At 70.1% G+C, this 21,279-nt stretch carries 14 protein-coding genes and 1 pseudogene; 8 read left to right on the top strand and 7 right to left on the bottom strand.

Annotation, left to right across the window (positions count from 1 at the left end):
• Together HOV77_RS30425 and HOV77_RS30420 are read left to right on the top strand one after the other, a co-directional pair.
• A pseudogene (locus HOV77_RS30425) lies at positions 1-571 on the top strand (glycosyltransferase family 2 protein); the annotation flags it as partial.
• Between the two features lie 14 nt (positions 572-585).
• Positions 586-1,494: an oxidoreductase gene (locus HOV77_RS30420; protein WP_290868403.1), complete on the top strand. Its 909-nt coding sequence runs from the start codon at positions 586-588 to the stop codon at positions 1,492-1,494.
• Here the strand turns inward: HOV77_RS30420 and HOV77_RS30415 are convergent.
• From HOV77_RS30415 to HOV77_RS30405, 3 genes are all read right to left on the bottom strand, one after another.
• Positions 1,431-2,666, bottom strand: coding sequence for a BTAD domain-containing putative transcriptional regulator (locus HOV77_RS30415; protein WP_290868401.1), 1,236 nt, complete (start codon positions 2,664-2,666; stop codon positions 1,431-1,433). The genes HOV77_RS30420 and HOV77_RS30415 overlap by 64 nt on opposite strands.
• Before the next feature lie 110 nt (positions 2,667-2,776).
• Positions 2,777-3,781, bottom strand: a complete 1,005-nt coding sequence (locus tag HOV77_RS30410) for a glycosyltransferase family 2 protein (RefSeq protein ID WP_290868398.1) — start codon at positions 3,779-3,781, stop codon at positions 2,777-2,779.
• A 5-nt stretch (positions 3,782-3,786) separates the two neighbouring features.
• On the bottom strand, positions 3,787-4,950 hold the full coding sequence (locus HOV77_RS30405) for an endonuclease/exonuclease/phosphatase family protein (protein ID WP_290868395.1): 1,164 nt from the start codon (positions 4,948-4,950) through the stop codon (positions 3,787-3,789).
• A gap of 85 nt (positions 4,951-5,035) precedes the next feature.
• Here HOV77_RS30405 and HOV77_RS30400 point away from each other — a divergent pair, with 85 nt between their 5' ends.
• The 3 genes from HOV77_RS30400 to HOV77_RS30390 are packed head-to-tail and all read left to right on the top strand — an operon-like array spanning position 5,036 to position 8,163.
• Positions 5,036-6,055 (top strand): NAD-dependent epimerase/dehydratase family protein, encoded by a 1,020-nt coding sequence (locus HOV77_RS30400; RefSeq protein ID WP_290868392.1) that lies wholly within the window; start codon positions 5,036-5,038, stop codon positions 6,053-6,055.
• Positions 6,056-6,067: 12 nt separating this feature from the next.
• Complete coding sequence (locus tag HOV77_RS30395) at positions 6,068-6,988, top strand: UbiA prenyltransferase family protein (protein WP_290868390.1); 921 nt, start codon at positions 6,068-6,070, stop codon at positions 6,986-6,988.
• The gene (locus HOV77_RS30390) at positions 6,985-8,163 is read left to right on the top strand and encodes a glycosyltransferase (protein WP_290868388.1); all 1,179 of its coding nucleotides are present in this window, start codon (positions 6,985-6,987) and stop codon (positions 8,161-8,163) included. The genes HOV77_RS30395 and HOV77_RS30390 overlap by 4 nt, the downstream gene beginning before the upstream one ends.
• A gap of 18 nt (positions 8,164-8,181) precedes the next feature.
• Here HOV77_RS30390 and HOV77_RS30385 read toward each other — a convergent pair whose 3' ends face one another.
• Together HOV77_RS30385 and HOV77_RS30380 are read right to left on the bottom strand one after the other, a co-directional pair.
• The gene (locus HOV77_RS30385) at positions 8,182-11,664 is read right to left on the bottom strand and encodes an ABC transporter ATP-binding protein (protein WP_290868386.1); all 3,483 of its coding nucleotides are present in this window, start codon (positions 11,662-11,664) and stop codon (positions 8,182-8,184) included.
• A 52-nt stretch (positions 11,665-11,716) separates the two neighbouring features.
• On the bottom strand, positions 11,717-12,343 hold the full coding sequence (locus tag HOV77_RS30380) for a hypothetical protein (protein WP_290868385.1): 627 nt from the start codon (positions 12,341-12,343) through the stop codon (positions 11,717-11,719).
• A gap of 92 nt (positions 12,344-12,435) precedes the next feature.
• On the opposite strand from HOV77_RS30380, the gene HOV77_RS30375 reads away from it, so the two are divergent.
• From HOV77_RS30375 to HOV77_RS30365, 3 genes are all read left to right on the top strand, one after another.
• Entirely contained in the window at positions 12,436-13,056 is a 621-nt protein-coding gene (locus HOV77_RS30375) for a GNAT family protein (protein WP_290868382.1), read from the top strand.
• Between the two features lie 126 nt (positions 13,057-13,182).
• Positions 13,183-13,536, top strand: coding sequence for a type II toxin-antitoxin system RelE/ParE family toxin (locus HOV77_RS30370; protein WP_290868381.1), 354 nt, complete (start codon positions 13,183-13,185; stop codon positions 13,534-13,536).
• Positions 13,533-13,838, top strand: coding sequence for a helix-turn-helix transcriptional regulator (locus tag HOV77_RS30365; protein WP_290868379.1), 306 nt, complete (start codon positions 13,533-13,535; stop codon positions 13,836-13,838). The genes HOV77_RS30370 and HOV77_RS30365 overlap by 4 nt, the downstream gene beginning before the upstream one ends.
• Before the next feature lie 159 nt (positions 13,839-13,997).
• Here HOV77_RS30365 and HOV77_RS30360 read toward each other — a convergent pair whose 3' ends face one another.
• Positions 13,998-19,922, bottom strand: coding sequence for a tetratricopeptide repeat protein (locus HOV77_RS30360; protein ID WP_290868377.1), 5,925 nt, complete (start codon positions 19,920-19,922; stop codon positions 13,998-14,000).
• Positions 19,903-21,279 (bottom strand): CHAT domain-containing protein (locus tag HOV77_RS30355; RefSeq protein WP_290868375.1); only part of this gene is annotated, 1,377 nt, incomplete at its 5' end. The genes HOV77_RS30355 and HOV77_RS30360, both read right to left, overlap by 20 nt.

The raw sequence follows: 21,279 nt of genomic DNA, 5'->3' as shown, positions 1-21,279 counted from the left end.
CCCGGGCCTGCACTCGGCCCTGTTCGCGATCCGGACGGCGGTCTTCCGGGAGATCGGCCCGTTCAACGACCGGCTGCGGTGGACCGAGGAGCAGGACTACGGTTTCCGGCTCAACGCCAAGTACGTCGTGCTCGCGACGTCAGCCGTCCAGGGTCGCCACGACCACGACGGCACTCTACGAGTGATGCTCACGAAGGTCTTTCAGCGTACGCGGCTGGGCGCGCCGAACTGGGTCCGGTTGCGGGCGCTGCCGGGCGGAGCCGGTTCGGGCAACCGGGCGATGGGCAGCGCGTTCCTTCTGGCCGCGATCGCCGCGTTGCTCCTGCCGATCGTGTTCGGCCCGGTCGCCCTGCTCGCGTGCTCGGTGCTCGCTGGGATCTCGATCGCGCTGGACGGCCGCACGTACGCGTACGCGTTCCGGAATCATGGTGTCCTTTTCGGACTCCAGTTCACCGTTCTGCATATGCTGGTGACGCTGACCTCCGCCGTCGCCGCCGGGGTCGGAATCCTGCAAGGGCTGCTCTTCCCGCGCATGACACGACGGCTCTACCGCGTCGGAACCCCCGCCTGATCGAAAGGTTCGCCATGACCACCTTCACCATCGACAGCACCGCGAACGACGTCCTGGCCGGTGTCGACCTGACCGGCAAGCTCGCCGTCGTCACCGGCGGCTACTCCGGGCTCGGGCTCGCCGCGACCAAGGCGCTCGTCGCGGCCGGCGCGACCGTCGTGGTGCCCGCGAAGCGCCCGGCGTCGGCTACCGAGGCGCTGGCGGGCGTATCGGGGGTCGAGGTCGACGAGCTGGACCTGGCCGACCTGGACAGCGTCGAGGCGTTCGCCGAGCGGTTCGCCAAGTCCGGCCGCAGCATCGACCTTCTGCTCGCCAACGCCGGAGTGATGGCCCTGGCGGAGACCCGGGTCGGGCCCGGCTGGGAAGGGCACTTCGCGATCAACCACCTCGGTCACTACGCCCTGGTGAACCGGCTCTTCCCGGCGCTGTCCGCCGACGGTGGGGCGCGTGTCGTGGTCACCTCCTCCGGCGTCAGCCCCGACGCCACCCTCAACTGGGACGACGTCCAGTTCGAGAACGGCTACGACCGCTGGGCGGCGTACGCCCAGTCGAAGTTCGCCAACGCGCTGTTCGCCGCGCAGCTCGACGTGCTCGGCCAGGCGTCCGGCGTACGCGCCTTCTCGGTCAACCCCGGCTACATCCTCACTCCGTTGCAGCGGCACCTGACCACGCAGGAGATGGTGGACGCGGGCTGGATCGACGCCGACGGCAAGCCGCTGCTGCCCGAGTTCCGCTCGACCGAGCAGGGCGCTGCGACGCAGGTGTGGGCGGCCACCTCACCGGAACTGACCGGCGACGGTGGCGCGTACCTCAAGGCCTGCGAGGTCGTGCGGCGCTTCGACACTCCGGAGGACCGCGATCAGGCCGTCCGCCTGTGGGCGCTGTCGGCCGAGCTGACCGGCGTCGACGCGTTCACTTCATAGCGGGCGGCGATCCGATCGCCGAGGGCGTATCCCTCGACGATCCGCTCCACCAGCCGGGTGTGTCGCTGAGCGACAGTCCCATCGTCCATAGCGGACAACTCGGGAGTGGTCCGCCACCAGCGTGCGGCTGGGCCCGGGGGCAGGACGTGCACCGCCTGGCGGCCGTCCTCCCGGGCCTCGTCGCACGCCTTGCTCCACAGGGCCAGCTCCTCGGCCAGATCGTGATGACCCTCGTCGCGCAGCCGGTCCGCCGCGTCGCGCCCGGCCGCCGACAGCCGCGCCGGTCCGCCGAGATAGCGGGCCGGCGCCGGGCCGTCGTCGTCGTCCAGGATCATCGCGTAGACACAGGCCATCATGGTCTCCAGCCGCCCGGCCAGCAGCATCAGCTGCCCCAGGTCGCGCAGCTCGGCGTCGTCATAGAAGAGCTGACGGTACGCCGGAAGCCGAACCGGCGCGGTGACTTCCCCGCGCAGGACCGCCACATGCAAGTCGCGTAGCTCCGCACCCGGTTCGACGCCGAGCTGCTCGGCGATCTGCGTACGCACGACGGCGTAGCACTGGAGCGCCTCAGAGGTCCGGCCGAGCGCGCACAACGCCCACATGTGCTGGGCCACAACGGGTTCCGCCAGCGGATGGGACTCGACGATCGGGGCGAGCCGGTCGGCGACCGTCTCGGCGTTGCCCCGGCGCAGTTCCTCGGCGGCCCACGCGCTGGCCACCCCGACCAGCTGGGATTCGACGCCACGGCGTACCTTGGCCGCCCAGAACCCGGTCAGCTGGGCCAGCGGCCGTCCTCGCCACAGGTCCATCGCCTCCCGGAGGACGGTGATCCGCCCGGGATCGGCCCGGTACGCCTCGAGCAGGCGACCGATCCGGTGCACGTCGACGTGATCCCGATCGAGGTCGAGCACGTAGCCGTCGACCTGCTTGGTCAGGCGTACGCCGTGGTCGGCGAAGAGCCGGCGGAGCCGCGCGATGTGCGCGTAGAGCGCGCTGCGTGGGGCTTCCGGCGGATCGGCGCCCCAGACGCGTTCCACCAACGCGTCGAGGCCGACCGGGCTACCCGCGTCCATCGCCAGCGCGGCGAGGACGGCCCGGCGCTGCAACGGGCCGGCGTCCAGCGGGCGGCCACCCGCCTCCACCTCGATCGAACCCAGCAGTCTGATCCGCATGTGCTCCCCCCGAAGACACCTCGATCTCGGCGGCCCCCGCCGTTGGGAGCGTTCCCATGACCCGTGAGAGGACTCTATCCGTCCGCCTCATGTAGACGGAAGACCTGTCACTACATCGATACAGTCCGGTATCGTCGCCGAAAAGACGGGTCGACGGCGTACCGGAACGCGCCGGTCAAACCACCCAGACCGACCGCGAATCCGTAGACGAACGTAAGTACGGCGGCGGCCGTCGCGACGCGCAGTCCCGCCGCCGTACGCACGAAGCCGAGCATGCCTCGGATCGTCCACAGGAACGCGGCGAGACCCACGGCGGTCAGCACCCCGAGCACCGGCCACACCGCGGCCAGCAGTACGCCGAGCCCGGTGAGCCCGATGGCGGCCAGCTCGGCCGGCCGGTGCAACGCCTCTCGCTCCGGCTTGAGGTCGCGTTGCTTGAGAACGAGCGGGATCAGCGACACCGCCCGGCCGAACCGCTTGCGTACCACCGAGGTGACGCGATCGTCGTCGTCGTGGAAGCCGACGACGTCGACCGCCCGGCCGACCGGGAAGTTCTCCGCGATCCGCAGCCCGAACTCGTGGTCTTCGTTCGTCCACTGCCCGACCAGGCGCTCGTCGAAGCCGCCGAGGCGGTCGACCACCTCCCGGCGCAGGGCGCCGACCGCGAAATGTCCGGTGTGGACGACGTCGAGCCGGGACTGCCGATAGTGACCGGTGAGCACCTGTACACGCTCCACGATCCCGTCGTCGACGAGCGGGCGGTCGCCGTAGACGCCCCAGACCGCGGCGTACTCAGGATGCTCGTCGAACATGCGCACGGCCTGCTCGACGGCGTCCGGTGCGAGCGCGACGTCGGAGTCGGCGAAGAACAGGATGTCGCCCCGGGCGGCGGCCATGCCGCGATTGCGGGCGAGCCCCGCTCCCCCGTTGACCGGCATCCGCACCACGGTCGCGCCGAGTCCTTCGACGATCGCGGCCGAGTCGTCGGTGCTCGCGTCGTCCACGACGATCACCTCAGTCTCGGCGTACGACTGGGTGAGCGCGGCCTCGACACACAACGCGAGGGTCTTGCGGCTGTTGTGGCAGGGCACGATGACGGAGACCAGCGGCGACATCGGGTTCACCCGGCCGACAGCACGACGCGCTGGGCCTTGTGGTCCGAGAAGCCCTTCGGGTCGAGCAGGTCGTACGCCGACACGTCGACATCAGCGGTGGTGAACAGCCAGTCCAGCCGCCACTTCGCCGAGCCGACCGGCCAGGTCGCCGGATAGAGCGAGCCGAGCGCCGGGGACTGGTCGACGAGCCGATCCGGCAGCGTTTGCAGCAGATTCATCGCGGGCGAGGTGTTGAAGTCACCACCGAGCACGACACGATTCGGGTTCGCGGTGATGTCCTCGGCGAGCGCCCGATAGCTCGCCCGGCGGATCTCGAAGTTGAACCGGTCGATCGCGAACATGCTCTTGTCGGGGTCCGACCGCAGCCGGAAGATGCGCTGCGGCGGCTGGTAGATGTGCGAGTTGTAGAACGAGACGAGCTGCCCGCCCACCATGATGTCCGTACGCAGCGTCTGCGACTGGTAGAACAGCGGGCGGTCGGCCAGCCCCGCCGGCACGGGACGCAGATCCTCCGGCATCCACGGCGTCGAGTCGAGCCAATGATGGCCGACGACGGGGAGCCGGCTCAGCGTCAGATCCCGCCCGGCGAGCACGATCTCATAGCCCGGGAACCACCGCCGCAGCAGATCGGTCTGGTCGATCGCGAGCGCCTGGGAGAACGTGTCGGCGCGGGTGAGGTCGACGTGGGCGTACTCCTGGAGGAGGTAGACGTCGGCGTTCAGCGAGCTCAGGAACTTGTAGAAGTCGTCGGTGGGATGCGGACCGCCGGGCTCGAGGTCCTGATCCCAGTACTCCGTGTTCCAGGTGACCAAGGTGATCGCGTTCGGCCCGGCGGCGGGACGCGTATGCCACAGGGTCGCCGCGTTGATCCCCGCGTAGTCGTAGCCGAGGATCAGCCCGAACAGCGCTACTGCGATCAGCATCCGTCGCCGGGTGAGCGCCGCGAGCAGGATCAGCAGGATCGGGACGACCGCGAAGACGAACGGGGGCGCGAGATCCGCCGGCCCCCACCAGTACGCCCGGCCGCTCAGCACACGGTGGGCCACCACGAACACCAACCAGCCGACGCAGACCGCCCCCGTCAGGCGTACCCGCCAAGAACGTCGCGGACGCGGCGGAAGCACGGACGCCGCCGGTTTCTCGACTGGAGCGACCACATAGCTAGGCACGTGGCCAGTCTCGCGGGCGCACCTTGCCGGAAGCTTGCCCTCGCGGACAAGAACGCGGCAAAGATCGATCATTACCGTCGGACGGGTGCGGATCGTTGTCACCGGCGCGGCCGGGATGCTGGGCACGGCCTTGCTGTCGCGGCCGTGGCCCGGGGTCAGCTGGACCGGAGTCGACATTCGACCGTTGACTGTGGACGCCGACTTCGTTCGCGCCGATGTACGCGACACCGCGGCGATGGAGCGGGCGTTCCGCCGGGCCGACATCGTGATCCACTCGGCGGCGGCGTTGCCGAGCAACCGTTCGGCCGAGATCCGCTCGGTCGACGTGGAGGGTACGGCGTCCGTGGTCGCGGCGGCACAACGGGCGGGAGTCGGGCGGCTCGTGCACATCTCCTCGACCGCCGTCTATGGGCTGCCACAGCTGTGCCCGACGCCTGAGGACTATCCGTGCCGGCCCGTCGACGCCTACTCGGCGGCCAAGCTGGAAGCCGAACTGATCGTGCTGCGGGCGCGGGCCGAAGGATTGTGCACGCCGATCCTGCGGCCCAAGACCTTCCTGGGCCCGGAACGGCTCGGCCTGTTCGCGATGCTCTTCGAGTGGGCCGACGAGGGCCGTCACTTTCCGCTGCTGGGCGGCGGGAACGTGCGCACGCAGATGCTCGACGTCGACGACCTGTGCGTCGCCGTGCGGCTCGTCTGCGAGCGCCCCGAGTCCGTTGTGGACGACACGTTCAACATCGGTGCGGCCCGCTTCGGCACGCTGCGCGAAGACTTCCAGGCCGTCCTGGACGCAGCCGGTCACGGTCGCCGGGTGGTGACGGTGCCGGTCGGCCCGGCCGTGGCGGTCCTGCGGGCGCTCGCGGCGCTTCATCTCTCGCCGGTGTACGCGCGGCTGGTGCACAAGCTTCGGCGGGACTCGTACGTCTCGATCGACAAGGCGGTCGATCAGCTCGGCTTCGTGCCCCGGGTGAGCAACTCCGAGGCGCTGCTGAAGACGTACGCCTGGTGGCGCGGGACGGCGGAAGCCGGTCGCCGCGCGACGGGGACCACCCATCGAGACCCCTGGCGGCAGGGCGCCCTCCGGCTGGCGAAGGCGTTGTTCTAAGAGGAGCGGCTCATGGTGCAGACCCTGGAGAGCCCGACGTCCACCACGCTCGAACCACCGGTTCGATTCCGCTGGCGGCCACTGTTGTCCCTGCTGCGGCCCCGGCACTGGATCAAGGGCGCACCCGTCCTGGGCGCGCCGTTGATCACCGCACCACTTGCGGCCGCTACGCACGCAGCACCGCTCGGCCTCACCTTGGCGGCATTCCTCGCCGCTTCATCCACTGTGTACGTGCTGAACGATCTGCGGGACCGGGCGGCCGACCGGCTGCATCCGGTGAAACGCCGGCGGGCGCTGGCCAGCGGCCGGGTCACCGTCCGGGCGGCGACCTTCCTCCTGGTCGTGCTCGCCGTCGTCACCACTGCCCTGTTGACACTGTTGCCCTTGGTGGTCGCGGGCGTCGTCGGGGCGTACGTCGCGATCAACGTCTGGTACAGCCTCGCCTTGAAGCACCAGCCGCTGGTCGACGTCTCCGTGGTGGCGGCCGGATTCGTCCTGCGGGCCCTCGCCGGGACGATCGCGGCCGGCCTGCCGGTCGGCCCGTTCCTGTTGATCTGCGTCTACTGCGCCTGCGTCGCCCTGTCGCTCGGCAAACGGCGGCACGAGCTGGCGGTCGTCGGCGACGCGCATCGGTCGGCGCTGTCGGCGTACTCGGTGCCGTTCCTGGATCACGTGGTCGTGGTCAACCTCGTCGTGGCGCTCGCCGGTTACGTCGCCTTCCTGTGGGGGCTCGCCTCGCCGTACGGGGCGACCGCGACCGTCGTGACGTTCCCATTCGCCACCTTCACGATCTACCGCTATCTCCAGATGGTGATGGTCGACCGGTCCGGCGGCGATCCGGTCGTCGACCTCGTCCGGGACGGGCCCATGCGGGCCGGGGCCGGGCTCTGGGCCGCCTCGTTGGCCGCCGTCCTGATCGCGAGCGCGCTGTGACTCTCGACTATGACGTCTGCGTCGCCGTGAACTACTACACGCCCTACGTCAGCGGGCTGACCGAGGTCGCTCGGGTCGTCGCCGAAGGGCTCGCCGCCCGGGGCCAGCGGATCGCCGTCGTCGCGGCCCGTCATGACCCGTCGTCGCCGCTTCGCGAAGAACTGTCCGGTGTGGACGTGTACCGGACTCCGGTGACGGCGACGATCAACCGGGGGCTGGTCAGCCCGTCCTTCCCGGCAACCGTACGCCGCATCGCCCGGCGGTCGCGGGTGCTGCATCTGCACCTCCCGATGCTGGAGGCCGGGCTGATCACCGCTCGCCTGCCGACGCCCATCGTGTCGACGTATCACATCGATCTCTGGCTGCCACCGGGGCTCGTGGCGCGGGCCGCCACCGCAGCCGTCGCCGTCTCCGCCCGGTACGCCCTACGCCGCTCGGCAGCGGTCGTCGTCAACAGCGACGACCAGGCCGCCCATTCACAGCTGTGGCCGGTGCTTCGGACGGCTCAACGGGAGGCGATCTCCGCACCGTGCCTCGACCGGTCCGGCGGGCAACCGTCCTATCGGGAGACCGGCGGGCCGCACATCGGCTTCCTCGGGCGCATCGTCGCCGACAAGGGCCTGGAGTATCTGCTCTCGGCGTTCGACCAGATCGGTGATCCAGAGGCCCGGCTGCTCATCGGCGGCGACTACCTGACCGTCGCTGGGACCTCGGTGATCGACCGCATCCGGGCGGCGGCCGATCGGGACTCCCGCATCCGCATCCTCGGCCTGCTCCGGGGACAGCAGATCGCCGACTTCTACGCCTCGATCGACGCCTTCGCCCTGCCCTCGGTGGCGGAGTCCTTCGGGATCGCGCAGGCCGAGGCGATGATGTGCGGCGTACCGTCGGTCACCACCGACCTGCCCGGCGGCCGGTACCCCGTCGTCGCCACCGGCATGGGGCTCGTGGTGCCACCGCGGTCGCCGTCGCATTTGCGTACCGCGCTGCTCGACGTGCTGACCTGGTCGGCCGCCCGCCGCGCGGACGGGGCGGCGCGGGCGCGGGACCTGTTCGGGCTGGCCGGCTGCCTCGACCGGTACGCCGCGGTGTTCGACTCGGTCGCGTCTCCGGCTGCGGATGCTCATGATCAGCGGAGTTTTCGTGGGACTATGGCACCGCAAAAACTCCGCTGATCATCAAACGCTGGTGGGTCAGCCGGCGAGGTGACCCCACGAGCGTTCGAGGTGCGCCCACGGCCCCCGCGCCCGGACGGCGCCGTCGATGATCACGACGACCTTGTCCGCCTGAGCGAGCGCCGCCCGCTTCGACGTCGACCCGATGACGGTGATCCCGCGATCGCGTAGTGCCCGCCACAGGGCGAGTTCCGTGGTCACATCCAACGCCGACGAGACGTCGTCCGCCACTAGCAACTCCGTACGCGGAGCGAGCGCGCGGGCGAGGGCAAGCCGCTGCAACTGACCGCCGGACAACCGGGTGCCCTTGTGCCCGATGATGAGCCCGAGTCCGGCCGCCGCCAGGTCGTGATCCAGCTGGGCGGTGGTGACCGCGGTCTGCGCCTCGAGATCGTGGCCGAGCTTGATGTTGTCGGCGACCGATCCGGAGAGCACCCGGGGCAGCTGCGCCACATAGCCGACCTGGTTGGGCCGCAGGAACAGCTCCGGCCGGGTGATCGGATCCCCGTTCCAGCGCAGTACGCCGGTGTGGTGCACGATGCCGGCCAGCGCCCGCAACAGCGACGACTTGCCCGAGCCGACCGGGCCGACGACGAGGACGAGTTCGCCCCGGTCGACGGTCAGATCGACGTCGTGCACCGCGATCGTGCCGTCCTCGTGCACCGCCGTGAATCTCGACAGCTCCAGACGCTGGAGCGGCGTACGCGGTGCCGGTTCGGGCGCGGGCGCGGTGCCGGCCGACAGGTCCACCCCGTCGACCGCCTTGGTGTAGTCGCCGATGCCGGCCATCGACACCGTCCGCTTGGTCCACACCCGCGCCGACGGCAGCGACGAGATCAGCGACGCCGTCGTCCAGGCGAACCAGCGGGCCGAGCCCAAAGTCGACACCGCGACGAGCGTCGCGCCCGACGACAGCGAGCCGTTCAGATACATCGCCCACGCGCCGATCGGCAACAGTCCACTCAGGATAGCTGGGGTCGAGCGGGCCCAGACCTGCACGGCGATCTCGCGCCGCTGCCGATCGCTGCGCGTCGTGTCCAGCCTCGCGAGATGGTCCAGGACCGGTCCGGTCGCGCCGGCCAACTTGACGGTACGCGCAGCGGTGAGCGACGACACGAGCGCGGTCGCGAAGGCCGCCCGCGCCGCGACCGTGTTCTTGGCCGAACTGGCGAGCTTCGGGCCGAACAGGGTCGCCGCGAGACCGCTGAACACCATGGTGCCGAGGAAGAAGGCGGCCGGGACGAACGATCCGGAGATCAGCGTCATCGCAGCGATCGTCGTCAGCGAGATCCACTGATCGACCACGTTGTCGGCGAGGAACACGACGCGTTCGGTGTCGCCCGCCTGCGCCACGACCTCGGCCGGGGTGTGGTTGCTGACCCGGCGCGGGCCGGTCTGCCCGTACACCAGGCGCTGGCTGATGCGCAGCATCTGGCGTACCCACCACTCGGGATACCAGCGGTTCACGGCGTACGGCATGGGTGCGGTCAGCAGCAGCGCCGAGACGATCCCGACAGCCGGCCACAGCAGCCCGCCGTCGCCGTCCACCAGGTCGCTCCACAGCCACGGCAGCGCCGAGCCGTCGAGACCGAACACGATCATCGCCATGAAGATCGCCAGCGAGGTCAGCCCGAACCTGGGATCGTTGAAGGTCAGCCGCACGATCTCGCCGAGCGTCCGGGCTTTGGGCTGCGTCGGCAGCGGCGGCGGATCGGTCTTCCCCTCCCGCTTCTCCGGCTCCGCCATCACCAGCGCCTCGGGCGCCGGGCGTTCGGCCAACGCGACCCCGCCGGTGCTTCCGGTGCTCAGCGATGCGGCGGGCACCGCTTCGGAAGCGGCCTCGATACTGGTCGCCAGCAACCGGGCGAACCGCTCCGACTCCTGCAACGGACCGGCCTCCACGACCCGGCCGTCGGCGAGGATCACGACCTCGTCGCAGTGCTGAACCGAGGACAACCGGTGTGCGATGACGATGCCGATCCGGTCGCGCAGCAGGCGTTCGGTCGCTCGTTGCACCCGCGCTTCGGTCACCGGGTCGAGCCGGGCGGTGGCCTCGTCGAGGATGACGACCTGCGGATCGCGGACGAGGATGCGGGCGAACGCGACCAGTTGCTCCTGCCCGGCCGACAGCACATGACCGCCGTCGCCCAGCCGGGTCTGCAGCCCGTCCGGCAGGTCGGCCACCCAGTCCTGCAACTCCAGCTGCGCGATGGCGTCGGCCGCGTGGCCCAGCAGCGCGGGATCGAACAACGCGATGTTCTCGGCCAGGGTTCCGGCGAGGATGTCGGTACGCTGCGGCACCACCGCGATCCACCGGCGCAGCTGCTCGACGTCGAGGTCCAGCAGATCCGTCCCGGCCAGGCGTACCGAGCCCGGTGGCAGCGCCACCGCCCGGGTCAGCACCTTCGCCAGCGTCGACTTCCCCGATCCGGTACGCCCGATGAGCGCGTACGACCGGCCCGGGGCGAACGTCAGGTTCACGTCGTGCAACGCCGGTGGGCGATCGTCGCCGTGTGCGTAACGGAAGGTCAGACTGCGTACTTCAAGGTTGCCCGCCACCGGAGGCTGCCCGCCCACCGGCTCCTGGACCGACTCCCGGAGCAGCACGATGCGGTTCCACGCGCCGAGGGCGTACTGGAGTTCCGGCACCATCCGGCTGACATGCTCGACCGTGCCGCCGAAGGCCAGGGCCAGCAGCCAGATCGCGGTCAGCCGGGCGGCGTCCACCCGATCCCCGGCGAGCGCCCACACGCCGCCGAGCACCACGAGCGCGATGCAGACCCGGGTGGTGATCGCGGCGATGGCGGTCATCTCGGCCGTCCCGCGCCACACTCGCCGCCCGCGTTCGAGCACGACCTTCGCCCGCCGCGCGAACAGCCGCATCACATACGGCCGGGCGAGGGTGGTCCGCACGTCGTCCTGCCCGTGAATGGACTCCTCCATCACGGCCGCCAGGTCGGACCAGGCTTCCTCTTCCGCCATCCGGGCCGGGGTGATCTTCTGCGCCGGTTTGCGCAACCGCCACACCAACAGCAGTGAGACGAGCACCATCGCAATGCCGGCCGGCCACCACACGAACACCGAGATGATGACGGAGAGCACCGCGACCGCGACGCCCTGCGCGATGCGTACGCCCTGCGCCCGGACCGACGAAGCCACCTGAGCGACATCGCTGTCGATGCGGTCGAGCAGCTCCCCGACCGGAGTGCCTTCCAACGTCGGGAGGTCCTGCCCGAACGCGACCCGGCACAGCTGACGGCGTACGCGTGCCGTCCATTCGGCCGTCAGCCGGGCCATGATCAGGCTGATCACGAGATCACTGAGCACCGCGACCACAAGCGCGACGGCCAGCACCGTGAAGAGAGTGCCCGACCGGTACATGAGGACGGGCCCGGCGATGGCGGCCCCGACCGCACCACCGGCGGCGCCCAGCCCGACCAGCACCACCACCAGGAGGGCACGACGAGGTGACGCGGACCACAGGTCCCGGAAGAGGCGCATTCTCCCAGCTTGGCCGACCCGTGGCCGCCTACTCAACCGGTTTTATCCAAGATCACGGTCGCAGCTGTGCTGCCACCGTGGTGACCATGTACTGGAACTGCGGGGCGACCGTCTGGTGGCGGCCCGGCACGCCGAGCGCACCCACCGGCAGGAAGGCCAGGTTGCACCGGCCGCAGAAGAAGGCCGCGTTCCACACCGCCGACTGAGCGGGATAGATCGCCGAATACGCGTCATACGCCCGCCGTGCTCGCTGCCGCGCGGTAATCCGGTAGACGATGAGCGCGATCGCGACGACGAGGAACGGACCGCCGATCGCGGCCCAGAAGATCACCGCGTTGCGTACGGCGTGGTCGGCTCCGCTCGCGAGCAACGGGACCGTGAGGCACCCGGCGAGGACCGGGGCAGCCAGGGCCAGCCCGATGAGCACACCACCGCGCTGCGGCGGCATCGCGGGGACGGGCGGCGGAGCCAACGTGTCCGCGAGCAGGGTACTCGTGCGGCCCGACGTCCGGGTGACCGTTCGGCCGACGACCGGGACGGCGCGGCCGCCGGCGAACCCCACGCCGCTCGTGACCCCGGTGGACACTCCCGAATAGGTGCCGGACTGGGACTCGTACACCGAACGGACGCTCTGCACCTGATCGGGTTGCGAGCACTGTGGACAGTCGAGGGCGGTCACGCATGATCATGGCACACCGACTAGTTGATCTCCATCGGCCCCGCCAACGTTCCGCGCATTGTCGCAACCAGGGCATCCGGCACACTGACAGCGTGACGTTCGATCTTGGCAGCCCCACACTTCAGGGCCGACTTGTACGCCTGGAGCCGCTGGACCATCGGCACGCCGCCGACCTCGCGGTCGCCGCTACCGCCGACCGCTCGAGCTACGGCTTCACCTGGGTGCCCAATGCTGACGAGGTGCCCGGCTACATCGCGGCCCAGCTGGAGCGACGGGATACGGGCAAGCTCACGCCGTTCGCCCAGGTGTCGGTGGCCACCGGGCGCGCAGTCGGGTGCACGGCGTACTGGGAGCCCCGGCTGTGGCCGGACGGCGAACGGCTGAGCGCGATCGAAGTCGGCTTCACCTGGCTCGGCGCGGCCGCCCAGGGCACGGGGATCAACGTCGAAGCCAAGCTCCTGCTGTTCGCGTACGCCTTCGAGACCTGGGACGTCGCGCGCATCGACCTCAAGACGGATGCCCGCAACGCCCGCTCGCGGGTCGCCATGGAAAAACTCGGCCTGACCTTCGAGGGTGTCTTGCGGAACTGGTCCGCCTCCTGGGCTCCCGGGGAGCAGGGTCGTCTTCGCGATTCCGCTATGTTCTCGGTGATTGCTTCGGAGTGGGCGGCGGTTCGGTCCACTATGGAGGCTCGGCTCGCCCGGTACGCTTGAGCCCGCACCCCCGCCCCCGTGTTTATCCGGGGATAACGCGGTCTCGCGCGCTCAAATAGCAGCGTTATCCCGCATAACGCGAGAGGATCCAAGCACCAATCCAGCTGCCGAAATAGCATCATTGCTATGACCTGGGGTACCATAGAGCTGGAACCGGAGGTCCGGGACTGGCTTGAGCAACTACCAACATCACTATTCGCGAGAGCTGCGTTCTACGTCGACCTATTGGCGATGGAGGGCCCGGCGCTTCGCGAGCCATATGCGAAGCAACTGGACGGCAAGCTGCGCGAGCTGAGGTCCTTCCTCGATCGGGACTACATGCGCGTGACCTACTGGATCGCCTCGAACCGGCGGATCATCCTGCTGACCGTCTTCCGGAAGACCAAGTGGCGCGAGCGGCGCGAGGTTGACAGAGCGAAGCGAGCACTCATGCGGTGCGTCGAGGAGGCTCACACTGCGGAGGAGGGAGAACTTCGATGAGCGAGTTCAGCTGGGAAAAGCTCCGTCGCCGCCGAATGGCCGAACCCGGTGCCACCCCTGAATATGAGGCGACCAGGTTGGCGTACGAGCTCGGCAAGGCGGTGCGCGACCGGCGAGAGCAGCGCGGCTGGAGCCAGAGCGAGTTGGCTCGGGCGGCCGGGATGACCCAGTCGGCCGTGGCCCGCTTCGAGGCAGGCGGAACGGTGCCCACGCTTGTCGTGCTAGAGCGACTGGCGCGGGCCCTCGATGCCGAGCTGTCCGTACAGTTCCGGGCGAAGCAGGGACGTCCGGCAACGGCGTGAAGTGTCAGGCACACGGGGCTGCGCTATGCGCACGCCTTCGGCGTTATCCCGGGATAACGCGGTATAGCGCGCCCAAATAGCAGCGTTATCCCGCATAACGCGCGGGCCCGCGGGGGGCGGGCCCGCGCGGAGAGCGCAGCGCGCGGAGAGCGCAGCGACTCAAGCGAGGTCAGCGAGCTCATCGCGAATGCGTACGGTGTCAGGCGCGTCCGGCCCGAGCAACCGCGTCCGCGCCGCAAGCACCACCCGATACGCCTCGGCCGCCTCGGTGACGCGGTTCTGCATGAGCAGGAGGTCGCCGAGCGCTTCCCAGGTGACGTAGACCCCCGGGTCGTCGTCGCCGAGGGTTTCGCGTTGGGTCGCCAGGACGCCCCGGATCTCGGTTTCGGATTCGGCGTACCGGTCGAGGGCGGCGAGGCAGCCGCCGAGCTGGAAGCGCGCGCCTAGCGTCGCCGGGTGGTCCTCGCCGAGCAGTCGGGCCCGGTTGTCCACCACCGTCCGGTACGCCTCTTCGGCCTCCTCCCAGCGGTCGAGTTCGATGTAGACGGAGGCGAGGCTGCCGAGGGTGATGTAGTAGCTGGGGTCGTCGAGGCCGATCGCCTCTTGTTCGCCGGCGAGCACTTCCCGGAATCCGGCTTCGGCTTCGGCGTACCGGCCGGCGGCGGCGAGGCATTCGGCGACGTTGTAGCGGGCGGCGAGGGTGTTGGGCGCGTTCGGCCCGGCTAGTTCGGCGGAGACGTCGGCGAGGACGGTGAGTTCGGCGAGGGCAGAGTCGAGGTCGCCGAGCGCCCGGTAGAGGGCGGCGAGCGTACGCCGGCTGTCGAGGGTCTCCGAGTTGGTCGGCCCCAACGCCGAGATCTCGGCCGCGAGAAGGATGCGGCGTTCGGCGACGGCGTCGGCGTGCCGGCCGGCGTCGGTCAGCATCGTGGCGAATTCCTCGCGTGCGTACCGGGTCTCCGGGTCCTCGGCGCCGAGCGCCTCGTCGCGGAAGACCAGCAGATCCCGGAGTTCGTCGATGGCACCGTCGCGGTCACCGGCGCGGCCGCGCAGAACCGCGGCGTTGAGCCGGCTGGCCAGGGTCGCCGGATGCCGCTCACCCAACACTGTGGACTCGTCGTCGGCCAACGACCGGTACGCCGCTGCCGCGCCGGCGTAGTCCTCGCATTGGTAATGCGCCCAGCCGGCTTTGCGCCGGGCGACCAAGGTGGCGTCCGCAGTCGGGCCCAGCGTCCGGGCGTACGCGTCGGCGATGCCGTCGAGTTCGGGCAGCGCCTGTGTCCAGCGGTCGGCTTCGGTGAGCAGGTTCGCGTACGCCGCCCACGTGGTGAGCACGGCGGGATCGTCGTCGCCGAAGGCGGCCCGTTGAGCGGCCAGCGCCGCTTCGTATTGGGCGACCGCGTCGTCGATCTGCCCGACTTCGACGAGGGCGTCGGCGAGGTCGATCCGGGCCGCTACGACCTCCGGGTCGGCCGGTCGGCGTTCGGTGAGCAGCCCGTCGACGCTCGCGGCCAGCAAGGCGAGCCCCTCGGCAGCCGACGACGACACGGAGCCGGACGTCACGAGGAGCCACGCCAGGGTCGAGCGAGCGGCGACGATCTCGGGCCCGTTAGGCCCGTACGCGCTAGTCAGTGAGGAGACCACCGACCGCAGTTCGGCTTCGGCGGCCGGGATGTCGCCGGAGTCCCGCCGAATCACGGCGTACGCCGTCCGGGCGGACACTGTGGACGGATGAGTCGCCCCGACCAAGGCGGTACGCCGGTCGATCACGATGCGGTACTGCTCGGTCGCTTCGTCGAACCGTTCGAGTTTGTACAGTGCCCACGCCCATTCGTCACGGCAGGAGAGCGTGCGCTCGTGGTCGGCTCCGCGCGATCGGATGTGGATCGGCAGCAGTTCCCGGAACTGTTCTTCGGCTTCGGCGTACCGGCCGGTCTGCGACAGCAGCATCGCCAGGTTGTCCCAGGTGACGAGGGTGCTGGGATCGTCGTCGCCGAGCAGTCGGCGCTTGGCCGCCAGGATCTCCCGGTACGCCGCCTCGGCCGTGGCGATGTCGCCGAGTTCGGTGCGCAGCCGCGCGAGTTCGTGCCGAGTGGCCAGCGTGTGCGCGTGCTCCACCCCGAGGGTGCGTGTACGCGCCTCGGCGACGCCCTGGAACTCCTGCTCGGCTTCGGCCCACCGGCCCTGCCGCGCGATCGCTCCCGCGAAGTTGTGCCAGGTGACGAGGGTGGTCGGATCGTCGGGCCCGAGGTTCGCGCGTTCCAGCGCGAGCACGTCCCGATAGATCTGCTCGGCTTCGGCGTACTCGCCGGTCTCATAGAGCAGCGAGGCCACTTCGTAGCGGGCGTTGATCGTACCGGTGTCGTCCTCGCCGAGCGTACGGCGGCGAGCCTCGGCGACGGCCTGGAACTCCTCGAGCGCACGCGTGGCATCGCCCGACGCCCGCAGCAGCTCGCCGAGTTCGTAGCGCGCCGACAGCGTGACCGGATCGTCCGGTCCGAACAGGACGCTCCGGTGGTCGATCACCCGCTGGTACTCCGCCTCCGATTCGGCGAAGCGGCCCAGCTTGTAGAGCACCCAGGCCACCTCGAACCGCGACGACGTGGTGACCGGGTCGTCGGGTCCGAAGACTCGTTCGCGCGCGGCCAGGACTTGCTGATACTCGTCCAGCGCCTCCTGCCATCGCTCCTGGCTCGTCAGCACGCCCGCGAGGTTGTGCCAGGTGACCAATGTGGACGCATCGTCCGGGCCGAGCGCGGCGAGCTTGCCCGCCAGCACATCCCGGTAGACCTCCTCGGCCGCCGCCTGCCTTCCGTCGTTGCTCAGCACCCAGCCCAGCTCGTGGCCGGAGCTCAGGGTCGCCGGATCAGACGGCCCCAACACCCGCGTTCGCGCCGCCACAACCTCGCGAAACAGCTCCTCGGCCTCGGTCCAGCGGCCGAGCCCCGCGACCGTCCCGGCCAGCACATGCGCGGTGACCAGCGTGTCGGGCGCCTCCGGGCCGTAGATCCGGCCCTCGTCGGCCAGGACGTCGCGCAGGATCGGCTCGGCCTCCGCGGCTCGGTCGCCGTTCTTCAACATCAACGCGTACGCATAACGACCGGACAGGTGCAGTTGGTAGCGTTCGCCCTCGACGACGCCCGCTCCGGGCTCCCAAGCGGACAGTAGTCGCAGCCACTCGGGCGCTGTGCGTACCAGATGATTGACGCTGTTGCAGACCGCCGCGAAGGGCAGGTTGCCGACGGGCCGGAACGTCTCGAGAGCCTGTTGCAGCAGGTCTTCGGCGTCTGGGTGACCGGCCTCGACCGCGAGCAGGTGCAGCCGGGCCAGGATCGACCCGCGCTGTTCCTCATCGATGGGCCGGGTGAGTTGCGCCTGGTAGAGGGCCCGGGCGCGGTCGGCGCGCCCGGCGAGCAGGTGGAGATCGCCGAGATCGAGCTCGGGCACGAACAGCCCGGCGCGGCGCGAGGACGCCGCGATGACCTGGGCGACGGCAGTGCCCACCTGGTCGAGCAACTCGTCGGCGGGCGTGGTCCCGCGCAGCTCGGTGGTGATCCAGGCGAGCCCGGACTCGACCTCGGGGAAGCGATCGAGGTGCGGGATCAACGCGGTGAAGGCGGTGGTCGCGGCAGCCCAATCGGCCCGGCTGAGCGCGACCCGCGCCCGCAGCGCGTTCGCCGCGATCTCGGCCCAGTCCGTCCCGAGCGATTCGAGGTATGCCGTGTCGGCCTCGCTGGTCAGCGGCCAGAACTCGGCGTCGATCCGTGCCGCGGCGGCGTCCCCGATACGCCGGAACGCCTCCGCCGTCGCCGGATACCGCGAACCGAGGATGCCCGCGAGCGACACTAGATTGTGGACGTCCTCATAGGATCGACAGTGACGCGCGTATTCGAGGACGGTTTCCTCCGCTTCGGGCGCGCTCGGTGCTTCGAGCGCGAGCCGGCACAGCGCGCGTTCGAACTCAGCGTCGGTGCTCCAACTCCGTTCGTCGTCCAGCCCTTCGACGAGCTGCAGGGCTCGGTGCGGATCGCCGCCCAGCAGGTGCAGCCAGACGCTGATGCCTTCCCACGGCTCCGGAACCGGCGTGGCCGACAGCGTACGGTCGACGGCGGGAAGGTTGCCGGTCTCCCATTCGGCCAGCGCCCGCAGCCAGAGGTGATACGGCGCGTATCGCTGGTCGTCGCCGGTCTCGTCGAGCGCTCCGAGCGCCGCCCGGGGGTTGCCACGCAACAACTCCAGCCGGGCGAGGCTCTCCATGTCCCCGGCGTCGACGGCGGCCAGCATCGCCAAGTCGCCGCTGTTGGCGGCGGCGGTACTCAAGGCGTTGGCGTCCGGGATGAAGCGGTCGGTCAGCGGTGGGCGAGCTGCGGCGAAGGTCAGCTCGGCGCGTACGCCGTAAATGCCGAGCTGGGCGCAGGCGGTTCCGAAGGTCTCGAAGTACGCCTCGGTGCCGGCGAAAAGTGTGTCGTAGCACTGCAACCAGACGACCGCTTCGAGAACGCGCGCCTGCTTCTCCGGCTCGATCCGGGCCTGCATCATGCTCATGCGCGCCCGTGAGATGTACGCCCATGCGTAGTCCAATGTGGGCAGCTCGCGGCGATACGCCTTGTCCCACACGTCGAGCGCCTGCGCCAGCCGATCCGGATCCACCTGGCCACGCCGCTCCGGGGCGTACGCCAGCACCTGCAACGCGTCGGCGAAGGTCCACCGGGCGTTGGCGGTCAGCTCGTGCAGGCCGTCGGCGATCGTCATGAGGTCGGCGGCGGCCTCGGAGTCGCCGGTGTCGAAGGCGAGCAGGGCCGCCCGTTCGTACTCCGCCCCGGACTCCTCCGGCAGCAGGTCGCGCAGCATCAGCGCGCGCAGTCGCCGGGCGGGCAGTTCGAGTAGCTCCACTTCGCCGTCCGCTGCTCTCTCGATCATCAGTAGATCGATCGCGGTGTCGACGGCCTGCAGCGCTTCGGCGGGCTCGCCCAGCGCTTGGTAGAGAACGCCGAGGAAGTAATGGACGGCCGGATCGTTGGGACGGCGTACGCGGGCGGCCCGGTCGATGTTCTCGGCGAGGTCGGCCGGGTCCATCCGCTGGGCGAATCGGGCCATCCGGCGCTCGATGTCGCTGTGGTCGCCGGCCTCCACAATAGATTGGAAGCGGAGGAAGGACAGGCCGGCGTCGTCGGGATTACGGGCCAGTCCGGTGTCGGCAGCGGCTCGGGCTGATTCGTAGTCGTTGGCCGCCAGATGAAGGCACGCACCCGCGCGCGCGGTCGCGACCGAGTCGGGTGAGCGACGGATCGCCTCCTCATAGTCCTGGGCGGCGGCGTCCGGGTCATGGAGGCGCAACCGCACCAGTACGCGCAACGCGTACGGCTCCTCGCTGTCCACTCCCCCGGCGATGGCCGCGTCGATGTGTTCCAGTGCGGGCCGCGGCCGCCCGAGTTGCTCGTAGACATGGGCGAGCCGCAGTTCGACCGCAGCGCTCGGCTGGGTTTCCCGGGAGGCGAGGAACGCCGTCAGCGCGGTGGGCAGATCCCGTTGGCGCAGCCGGATCTCACCGAGCAGCGCCAGCAGGCCGGCGTCCTCCCGGACCAGGTGAGCCGCCCGATCCAGCAGTACGCCCGCCCGGCCCACCTCTTGCAGGGCGAGCTGGGCGCGGACCACGAAGCCGATCAGCCGCCGCCTGTCCTGCGCCGTCGTTTCCTCCCTAGCGCGGTCTTCTTCGGGGGCGGCGAGGTTGGAATAGTCGGCGGCGACTTCGGTCGCGAGCGGGCGCAACAGCGTCGGCCGGAGCAACGGCTCCAGCACCGGCAGTACGCGCATCACCGCACCCGGCGCGGTCTGCAGCCGGTCGAACGCGAGCCGCAGCGCCTCGGACCGCTCCCCGGCCGCGAGCATGGCGTGGACCAGCGCGGCGAAGACCTCGTCCGGCTTGTCCTCCGGTTCGGCGATCGCCCGGCGCAACGCCTCGATCGCCTCGTCGCGGCGGCCGTGGTCGGTCAGCGCCCGGCCCAAGGTCAGCAGGATCGGCACGATGGCCGGGCGCGGCGGATCGTCGGCGGCCCGAGCGGGCGCGTCAGGCGAGGGACTGCTCACCGGTGCTCCACCTTCCGCTTCCCGGGAAGTTGTCGAGGACGGGACGGCCGGGCTGGTCCCACGGCGGGGCGGTCGCCTGCTGCGAACCGGGCGATTCGCCGGGCGGACCCGACGGCTCCCCGACGCGGGGGCCGCTGCCGCCGGCGGACGCCGAAACGGGAACCAACGCGGGGGTCAGCAGCGGGCCGGATTCGCGGAGATACAGCACCGGCAGACCGAACCCCGACCGTTGCGACTCGCCCATCATTCCGCTGAGATACAGCTCGCGACGCGCGTGGTGCATCGCGACCTCGATCGGCCGCCGATCCACCAGCGCCTGATAGAACGCGCGGGCGAACTGGTTGGCCAGCCGCAGCTGGACTTGGAAGTGCATCGCGATCACGGCCGGGATGTTCTTCTGCGCCAACGACTGCGCGAGCCCGGAGATGACGTGGTAGCCGCTGGCCGAGGTCGCCGCCGACTCGCACGCCTGAAGGAAGACCAGTCGCAGCCCGGACGCGCTGAGACTGAGCTGGTTGGCCAGATCCCGATCGTCGATCCAGACCGCCTTGCGGTCCTCGTCGGGGAAGGCCATCTGACCTCGCGGCCGCCCGTCCGGTCCGTCGGTGTAGCGGCCGTGCGAGATCACGTGGACGACCTGCGGGTCGAACTGCTCGACGGTGTTGAGGAAGGACCGCCAGGTCGTCTGCACCGGCAGTTCTTCGTCCCGGGGGAACGGGCGTCCGTCGTGGGCGTGCCGCTGCGTGAGGACCCGAAGATCGATGCGCGCCTCGGCTCCGAGGTCACGCAGTTCGGTCAGGGTCTCCAGGACCGCCTCGTACTCGATGTCGCTCAGGTCGTTCGGGGCGAGCACGACGAACAGCACGCGCAGCGGTGGGCGTACCTGGATCATGCGGGCGGAGACCGCGAGCGGCAGCTTGCGGGTGAGCATGAAGTTGGTGCTCTCCCCCAGGAAGAACCCGGTGTCGGGATCCTCGCGGTGCAGTGGGACGTAGAGGTATTCCCAGGGCCACGACGCCAGGCGCTCGGCTCCGGCGCCCATCTCCAGCACCACCCGGAGCAGACGCCGCTGGCCGTTGTCCGCGTACGGGTCGCCCTTGATCGCCCGGCGCAGCAGCGCGCCCGGCCCGCCGTCGTCGCGGCGCGAGCCGAACAGCGTCACGAACAGATGCTCGCCGAGCAGCTTCAGCTCGTGCACGTTGATCAATCGGTTGCTGCGCAACAGATCTACGAACACCTCGACGGTACGCAGCCGCAGATCGTCGATCTCCAGTTCGCCGACGACCGATTGCCGGTAGCCGCCGCGCCGCCATTCGGCCTGGACGCGGTGGTTGCCGCCGACCTGAATGGCGAACTC

Origin of the sequence: Hamadaea sp. (assembly GCF_013362815.1) — a bacterium.
Taxonomy (GTDB): domain Bacteria; phylum Actinomycetota; class Actinomycetes; order Mycobacteriales; family Micromonosporaceae; genus Hamadaea.
This window is presented reverse-complemented; position numbering and strand designations above follow the sequence as displayed.

What these genes read in the sequence shown, in the direction of transcription:
- HOV77_RS30370 (WP_290868381.1), top strand. Translation starts at nt 13,183, where the DNA reads ATGACCTGGGGTACCATAGAGCTGGAACCGGAGGTCCGGGACTGGCTT.
- HOV77_RS30385 (WP_290868386.1), bottom strand. Translation starts at nt 11,664, where the DNA reads ATGCGCCTCTTCCGGGACCTGTGGTCCGCGTCACCTCGTCGTGCCCTC.
- HOV77_RS30420 (WP_290868403.1), top strand. Translation starts at nt 586, where the DNA reads ATGACCACCTTCACCATCGACAGCACCGCGAACGACGTCCTGGCCGGT.
- HOV77_RS30395 (WP_290868390.1), top strand. Translation starts at nt 6,068, where the DNA reads ATGGTGCAGACCCTGGAGAGCCCGACGTCCACCACGCTCGAACCACCG.
- HOV77_RS30415 (WP_290868401.1), bottom strand. Translation starts at nt 2,666, where the DNA reads ATGCGGATCAGACTGCTGGGTTCGATCGAGGTGGAGGCGGGTGGCCGC.
- HOV77_RS30365 (WP_290868379.1), top strand. Translation starts at nt 13,533, where the DNA reads ATGAGCGAGTTCAGCTGGGAAAAGCTCCGTCGCCGCCGAATGGCCGAA.
- HOV77_RS30410 (WP_290868398.1), bottom strand. Translation starts at nt 3,781, where the DNA reads ATGTCGCCGCTGGTCTCCGTCATCGTGCCCTGCCACAACAGCCGCAAG.